Raw genomic sequence first — 7,798 nt, forward strand, 5'->3', positions numbered from 1 at the left:
GAAGAAATTATTGGAACATTTTGTTCTATAAGAAAATCCGCTAAAATAATGCCATGCTTTCGTTTTCTGGTGAGAATACAGATGTCAGCATAATTATACTTATCGGCGCGTGCATCTTTGATTGATCTTAATACCTCATTGCAATACTCTAAATCCTTATCCTCCTTAGGCATTTTAATAAAATTCAAATCTACATATCCGCCTACTTTATCGTTAAAATCTTGTTTATTTCCATCCGTAAAAAGTAAATTATATTGTGGACTACCAAGGAATGGGCTTGTAACGGTAAAAAAGGTATTATTAAATTTTATGAGTTCCTCTCGGCTTCTGTAATTTGTTTCTAGCGAGCTAATATGCGGTTCTATAACAAAAGGATTTGTTTCTTTGTTAATGAGGTTCAAAAATTGTTCGGCCCGCCCACCACGCCACCTGTAGATTGCTTGTTTAACATCTCCAACCAACAACAAGCTTCCCATATTACCCTGTTCATCTTCACTTTCGAGGGCATTACTTATTAACGGAACGAGATTCTCCCATTGCATTTGTGAAGTATCCTGAAATTCATCAATAAAGTAATGACGATATTTTTCGCCCAAACGTTCATAAATGTATGGAGCGGGTTGGTTCCGTATTTCATCTGAAATAATGGTATTAAATGAGGATATAGGAATCTGATCCCTTTCTGACTCAATGGTTTTAATTTCTTGTTGTATACCATTTAAAACCGTTAATGGCACAATATTCAAATAGGAATTCCGTAAAAAAGACCTATGATATATCCTTTTTTTAATTTCTAAAAAATATTTTTGAAGGGTGAATACCAATTCCGGATTAGGAGCCTGAAATCCCGATTTAAAAATTTTACCATCCCGTAAATTATTTTCTAATTGGTTATTGTAAAGCTTAGAAGGATTAAATTCGAAATTACAAATTTTAGTAAAATGGTTGGGAAGCGTTTTCCTGGGAAATACCTCCAAACCAATACCGGATTCAGATATTGTTTCTAAGGCTAGACTTGCAAGGTCTTTAACTTCAGCTTCTATAAGGTTGATTTTTTTTTGAATTAATTTTTTGAGGGTTAAAAAATCCTGAGGGCTTTTGTTTTTTAGAAGGTCAAGATGATAAGATTGATTTTCCTCAAATAACAATTTGCCCATTTTTGCAAGGTCATAAGCTATATCCCAGCTTTTATCGTCCTGAATTTTTTCCAAGGCAAAGTCGATCAGAACTTTTGTTAATACCCTATCCGTTCCGGCTTTATTTATTAACCGGTCAATTCCTTCGCCCAATAAAAGGTCCGTATCCAAAACTACTTCAAAATTTTGTGGAATTTTAAGGTCTTTAGCAAAGGTTCTAATAAGTCGGTGTGTGAATTTATCGATGGTCGATATATCAAAAAAAGCGTAATTATGGAGGATTTGCTTTAATGTGACTTTAGCCCTTTTTCGCAAATGATCATCTTCAATATTTAATTCCTTAGCTAATAATCGAAATAAGGTAGAAGTTTTTTTGGAATTTTTGGGTTGACTAAATTCGAAAAGACTATCAAGAATGCGACTTTTCATCTCATTAGCAGCCTTATTGGTAAAAGTGATGGCTAGGATTTGATTAAAAATATTTGAATTTTCTGCCGAAAGTGCAATTTTTAGATATTCTTGCACCAGCTTAAAGGTTTTCCCTGATCCGGCCGAAGCATTGTAGATATTAAATGAGCTGCTCTGCACTAATTTTTTGTTGCAAATTACGTAATCTTAAAGAGTTCTTAACAAATAATTAGGCCAATATATATGTGAAATAGAGTAACTTTGAGTGACTCTAATTATTAACTTAAAACGTTTAGAAATGGCATTTGAATTACCAAAACTACCATATGCATATGATGCATTAGAACCTTATATTGATGCAAGAACTATGGAGATCCACCATACGAAACATCATAATGGCTATACCGCGAAACTTAACGCGGCCATTGAGAATACAGATCTTGCTAATAAATCTATTACAGATATATTGAAAAATTTAGACATGTCTAATGGGGCGGTCCGCAATAATGGAGGAGGCTATTATAATCATTCCTTATTTTGGGAAATAATGTCTCCCGATGGTGGAGGTGAACCAACAGGAGAACTTGCTACAGCTATCAATGAGGCCTATGGTTCTTTTGATGCCTTTAAAGATTTTTTTAGCAAAGCTGCGGCGACTAGATTTGGGTCTGGTTGGGCTTGGCTTTGCGTACATAAAGGGGGCAAGGTTGAAGTTTGTTCAACACCTAATCAGGATAATTCGTTAATGCCTGAAACCGGATGTGGTGGGCATCCAATTTTGGGGCTGGATGTTTGGGAACATGCATATTATTTAAATTATCAAAACAGAAGGCCAGATTATGTTAATGCCTTTTTTAATATTATAAACTGGGATAAAGTTGCTGAGTTGTACAGCTCAAATAAGTAAAATTTTATTCAAATTTTATTGGAAATTAAACCTCCTTAATTAATTAGGGAGGTTTTTTGTTATATAGAAAAGGGTGGAGAAGTCTCCACCCTTTTCGTCCCAAATCTTACCATAAACTTAACCTACTTATGCTATGGCATTACTAAATTACTGGTATTGTGAGAAATAACAAAGAAATTTTGGTAAATTTTAGGCTTTCAATTAACAATCTAAGCCAAGTCAGGTAGAAAAATACCTACTATAAAAGGTGTAATTTACTGATAATCAGAAATAAAAAAGGCAGGTTTGCACCTGCCTTTTTCCCCAAATCTTACCATGAACTTAACCTACTTATGCTATGGTTCTTCAAATGTAAGTGAATGAGTGGCTGAGAAAAAAGGTTTTGGACAAACGCCATTTTAATAGGTTGAAATGCGCTACCTGGCATTATATTATAAGATACGTAAAAAGAATGCTATGTGAAATGTGATATCAGGAGTGGGTATATAAAATAAAAGAGGCAGGTTTGCACCTGCCTCTTTCCCCAAATCTTACCATGAACTTAACCTACTTATGCTATGGTTCTTCAAATGTATGCTAACGCATTGGAGTCCATTAAAATTTTGGTTAAACTTCTTTTTAATTGGTTGAAATACCTTAGACTGGCTATTATACTATAATAGGTGAAGAAAAGTCGTATTAATTGTGAGGTAAAATAAAATAAAATTTGATGTAAAATAAAAAAGGTGGAGAAGTCTCCACCTTTTTTGCCCCAAATCTTACCATGAACTTAACCTACTTATGCTATGGCAAGTCTAAAGTAACCACCCTTTAATTCGTTGCGACTAAAAAGCCGATAAATAGCACAAATTATCGATGAAATGCACAAATTTGTGCATTTCATCGATAAAAATGTTAATATGCCCTTTCATTTTTGCCCTCATAAAAGTTTATAAAAGCCCTGTTTACAACTTTGTTCCCCCCCGGGGTCGGGTAATCTCCTGTAAAATACCAATCGCCAAGGTTTTTCGGACATGCCTGATGTAAACTTTCGATTGTTTGATAAATTATTTGTACTTCAGCTTTAATGTCTACTGGACTTAGGAGTTCAGCAATTTTTTTAGATATCTGCTCTGCGCTAAAAGGTTGATAAAAATCTTTTACATAATTAATAATATCCTTTTCAGCAGTTTCAATTTGTTGAATACATTTGTGATATATATCTTCTACTTGCTGCAATGAATTCTGTTCCTTATGTAATTCATGAGCAGCTTTAAAGGCTATAAAATCATCTAGTTTTGCCATATCAATGCCATAGCAATCTGGATAGCGAATTTGCGGTGCGGAAGAAACAACAATTATTTTCTTTGGTGATAACCTGTCTAAAATTCGTAAAATACTTTTCTTTAAAGTGGTACCCCTAACAATACTATCATCAATAATAACGAGATTATCATTCTTGTTTACAGAACCATATGAAATATCATATACGTGTTCAACCAGATCATCCCTGTAGCTATCCTGTGTAATAAATGTTCTTAGTTTTGCATCCTTTATGGCTACTTTTTCAATCCTGGGACGAACATCTAAAATTTTGTTTATTGCCTCTCTGGTAATATTTTGGCCTAATTTAAGTATTTGTTCTTCTTTTTTCTTATTCAAATAATTCTGCGCTTCTTTGATCATTCCTAAATAGGCGGTCTCTGCGGTATTAGGGATATATGAAAAAACCGTATTTTTTATATCTTCATTTATAGAAGACAATATTTGCGGAAAAATCAATTTACCCAATTCTTTTCGTTCCTGATATATTTCTTTATCGCTACCCCTTGAAAAATATATTCTTTCAAAAGAGCATGCTTTTCTTTCCTTTGGCTCTAATATTTCAGTAGTGTTTACGGTACCGTTTTTCTTTATGATTATTGCGTTGCCGGGGTCGAGTTCTTTCACATCTTCATAAGTGACATTAAAAACCGTTTGTATTGCAGCTCTTTCCGAGGCTACTACTACTACCTCATCGTTTTTAAAGTAATAGGCAGGTCTGATTCCCGAAGGATCTCGGAGCACAAAAGAATCTCCATGCCCAAACATTCCTGCCATAGTGTACCCACCATCCCAATTCTTAGCTGCTTTTTTAAGAATTTTGGAAACTTTTAATCTATCAGCGATCAAAGGAGAAGCCTCCATTTTATTAAAGCCTTCCTTTTTTATTTGCCTGTATAGTTTTGCTACAGCATCATCAAGAAAATGGCCTATTTTTTCCATGACCGTAACCGTATCTGCCATTTCTTTTGGGTGCTGGCCCAGTTGTATCAAATTATCAAAGAGCTCATCAACATTGGTCATATTAAAATTACCAGCTACAATTAGATTTCTATGCATCCAGTTATTTTGCCTAAGGAAAGGATGTACACTTTCTATACTATTCTTTCCAAATGTGCCATATCGGACATGCCCAAGTAGTACCTCGCCTATATATGGGATATTCTTTTTTTGTAACTCTGTATTATCTATATATTCAGGGTTTTCTTTTAATGCGCTATTAATACGGTCATTAATCTGCTCAAAAATGTCTTGTATTGGTTGTGATTCCACAGAACGCACTCTGCTCATGTAACGCTCTCCAGCAGCCATGTCTAATTTAATACTGGCAAAACCTGCACCGTCCTGACCACGGTTGTGCTGTTTTTCCATCATTAAATACATCTTGTTTACTCCATAAAAAATACTGCCGTACTTTTCCTTGTAATAATCCAAGGGTTTTAGTAGCCGTATTAAGGATACTCCGCATTCGTGTTTAATGGCATCACTCATTATTTAAATGAATTAAAAAAGCCCCGTTATTCCGAGGCGTGTTTTATTATTGTAATTCAATATCAAATTGTGTCAGTTCCCTGAATTGATGTAACCTTAGCTCCACCTCTTCTTTCTTTAAATTGGCCATTCGCTCTGTTCCAAAACGTTCAACGCAAAAAGAAGCCAGATTGGATCCATGGATAACGGCGTTCTTTAAATTGTTGAATGATATGTTTTCTGTCTCTGAAAGATAACCTACAAAACCTCCTGCAAAAGTATCACCCGCGCCGGTAGGATCAAAAACTTCTTTTAAAGGAAGGGCTGGCGCAAAGAATATATTATCATCTCGGAAAAGTAAAGCACCATTCTCCCCTTTCTTTATGACTACATATTTTGGTCCCATAGTATGAATTTGCGCTGCTGCTTTTACCAAAGAATGTTCATTAGTTAGTTGTCTTGCTTCTTCATCGTTTATGGTAATTATATCTGTATGTTTTATGACGTCATTTAATTCTTTCGAAGTATGATTCATCCAATAGTTCATGGTATCAAGGACAATTAACTTTGGTCTTGTCTCCATTTGATTGATAACGCTCATTTGGATGCTAGGATGTAAATTACCCAACATAACCACATCTGCATTTTTATAGTTGTCAGGCACAACTGGATTAAAATCTGCCAGCACATTTAGTTCTGTACTAAGGGTATCCCTGGTGTTCAGATCATTACGATATTTACCACTCCAAAAAAAGGTCTTCCCTCCTTTTACAATTTCTATAGCCGATATATCAATATCTTTATCTTCTAGAAATTGTAGGTATTCATTGGGCAAATCATCGCCTACAACAGAGACAATGGCTGCGTCTACATCAAATTGCGAGGCCGCTAGACCAATAAATGTAGCAGCTCCTCCCAGAATTTTGTCGGTTTTCCCAAAAGGGGTTTCGATAGCATCGAAGGCAACAGTTCCAACAATTAAAAGTTTCCCCATAGAAGGTTTTTGAAATATGGTGCAAATATACACTTTTGATGTTCCAAATAATCCTAATTAAAACTAAAAAAGGCCTCAATTATTTTCTGCCGAAATCTGCCGGAATTTCGCCCCATGCCTTCGTTTCCCATTTTACTATCGGCGTATTGTATGAATTGTTTTTTAACCATTCAACTGCCCTTCGAATGAGATTGAATAAGGCTTTGTTTTTTTTGTTCTCTAAAAGCTTGGTATTGCAGCTTTTTTTCCTCACCCAGCTTATAGCAGTCCTTGAATCTGTATAAATAATACGATCGCTATTTTTTTGCTTTAGAAAAGCCAATCCGTGAACTATTGCAAGAAACTCACCTATATTATTGGTGCCTTCTTTGAAGGGACCTTGTTTAAATAGTCTTTTACCTGTTTTAGTATCAACCCCCTGGTATTCCATTATTCCGGGATTTCCGCTGGATGCCGCATCCACAGAAATAGAATGATAATTTGGCTCTCCTATTTTAAGAAGATCCTGTGGGGAAAGCTGAGGGCCGTTTTTCTTTTTTCCTTTATAAGCATCGTAATTGCTGTTATAAGCTTTTTTGGCTATTTCAAAATTGGGGAATGACATATATTGAGCTCCTTTAGCACCGGAAATTGCTGCTTTGCAATCATCCCAACTTTCATAAATACCGGGTCTCTTGCCTTTCCAAACCACATAAAATTTATTCTTTTTAGCCATTATCTCCCTTATACAATAGTTCTTCGATTACCCTTGGAAAATGCTCGTATTCCAGTTCATGGACTTTTTGGGCTATTATTTCTGGGGTATCCCCCTCGTCTACAAATGTTTTTACCTGCATGATTATAGCCCCTTCATCATAATGCTCATTAACATAATGAATGGTAATTCCTGTTTCGGGTTCTGAATTCTCCTTTACAGCCTCATGTACTTTCATTCCGTACATTCCTTTACCTCCATATTTGGGAAGTAATGCAGGATGTATATTTATAATTCTGTCTGGAAAATAATCAATTAACCTTTTTGGAATTCGCCATAGAAAACCAGCGAGAACAATTAAATCGAGATTGAGAATATTTAAAAAATCTGAAATTAAGTTAGATTCCATAAAGGCGTGCCTGTTAAAATATAAAGCACTAATCTTAAGTCTCGCACACCTGTCTAAAACTTTGGCGTCTTTCCTGTTTGTTAGGACAGCGACTATTTCAACTTGTTTATTTTCTGAAAAATATTGTATAATGTTTTCAACATTTGTGCCCGAGCCCGAAGCAAAAAGAACTATTCGTTTCATTTAGACAAAATTATTCTTTTTGAAATTAAGTCCTAAGTTTATTAAAGATATGATGCTCGCCTACCCGGAATTAGTGACTTATTTAACAGAAAAAATCAAACATTATATTGATTTAAGACATTTTGTGGGTAGAAAATTTATATCTAAACCAATAATCTTGAGTTTAAATTTCATAAATTACGCTACATTTTTACGTCAAATAGTGTTATTACACCATAAGTTTTTTATTTTTGCCAACGATTTAAATTTTTAAAACCAAAATTATTATGTCAGACATTGCATCAAGAGTAAAAGC

The 7,798-nt window shown here is 34.8% G+C and carries 6 protein-coding genes; 1 reads left to right on the top strand and 5 read right to left on the bottom strand.

Annotation, left to right across the window (positions count from 1 at the left end; all coding sequences use genetic code 11):
* The coding region (locus Q0X66_RS06850) for an exodeoxyribonuclease V subunit beta (protein ID WP_297704606.1) at window positions 1-1,661 on the bottom strand (1,661 nt) is incomplete at its 3' end.
* A 181-nt stretch (window positions 1,662-1,842) separates the two neighbouring features.
* Between Q0X66_RS06850 and Q0X66_RS06855 the strand changes: the two genes are divergently transcribed.
* Window positions 1,843-2,451 (top strand): superoxide dismutase, encoded by a 609-nt coding sequence (locus Q0X66_RS06855; RefSeq protein WP_297704591.1) that lies wholly within the window; start codon window positions 1,843-1,845, stop codon window positions 2,449-2,451.
* An 894-nt stretch (window positions 2,452-3,345) separates the two neighbouring features.
* Here Q0X66_RS06855 and Q0X66_RS06860 read toward each other — a convergent pair.
* The 4 genes from Q0X66_RS06860 to Q0X66_RS06875 form a co-directional block, all read right to left on the bottom strand.
* Entirely contained in the window at window positions 3,346-5,244 is a 1,899-nt protein-coding gene (locus Q0X66_RS06860) for an amidophosphoribosyltransferase (RefSeq protein WP_297704593.1), read from the bottom strand.
* Window positions 5,245-5,290: 46 nt separating this feature from the next.
* The gene (locus Q0X66_RS06865; protein ID WP_297704595.1) at window positions 5,291-6,217 is read right to left on the bottom strand and encodes a PfkB family carbohydrate kinase; all 927 of its coding nucleotides are present in this window, start codon (window positions 6,215-6,217) and stop codon (window positions 5,291-5,293) included.
* A 79-nt stretch (window positions 6,218-6,296) separates the two neighbouring features.
* Window positions 6,297-6,932, bottom strand: coding sequence for a ribonuclease H family protein (locus Q0X66_RS06870; RefSeq protein WP_297704597.1), 636 nt, complete (start codon window positions 6,930-6,932; stop codon window positions 6,297-6,299).
* On the bottom strand, window positions 6,925-7,503 hold the full coding sequence (locus Q0X66_RS06875) for a phosphoribosylglycinamide formyltransferase (protein ID WP_297704599.1): 579 nt from the start codon (window positions 7,501-7,503) through the stop codon (window positions 6,925-6,927). The genes Q0X66_RS06870 and Q0X66_RS06875 overlap by 8 nt, the downstream gene beginning before the upstream one ends.
* Between the last annotated feature and the right edge of the window lie 295 nt (window positions 7,504-7,798).

Origin of the sequence: uncultured Eudoraea sp. (genome assembly GCF_947260015.1) — a bacterium.
Taxonomy (GTDB): domain Bacteria; phylum Bacteroidota; class Bacteroidia; order Flavobacteriales; family Flavobacteriaceae; genus Eudoraea.

Excerpts from the sequence above, each read along its gene's own strand:
- Q0X66_RS06855 (WP_297704591.1), top strand. The coding sequence starts at position 1,843 with ATGGCATTTGAATTACCAAAACTACCATATGCATATGATGCATTAGAA.
- Q0X66_RS06860 (WP_297704593.1), bottom strand. The coding sequence starts at position 5,244 with ATGAGTGATGCCATTAAACACGAATGCGGAGTATCCTTAATACGGCTA.
- Q0X66_RS06865 (WP_297704595.1), bottom strand. The coding sequence starts at position 6,217 with ATGGGGAAACTTTTAATTGTTGGAACTGTTGCCTTCGATGCTATCGAA.
- Q0X66_RS06870 (WP_297704597.1), bottom strand. The coding sequence starts at position 6,932 with ATGGCTAAAAAGAATAAATTTTATGTGGTTTGGAAAGGCAAGAGACCC.
- Q0X66_RS06875 (WP_297704599.1), bottom strand. The coding sequence starts at position 7,503 with ATGAAACGAATAGTTCTTTTTGCTTCGGGCTCGGGCACAAATGTTGAA.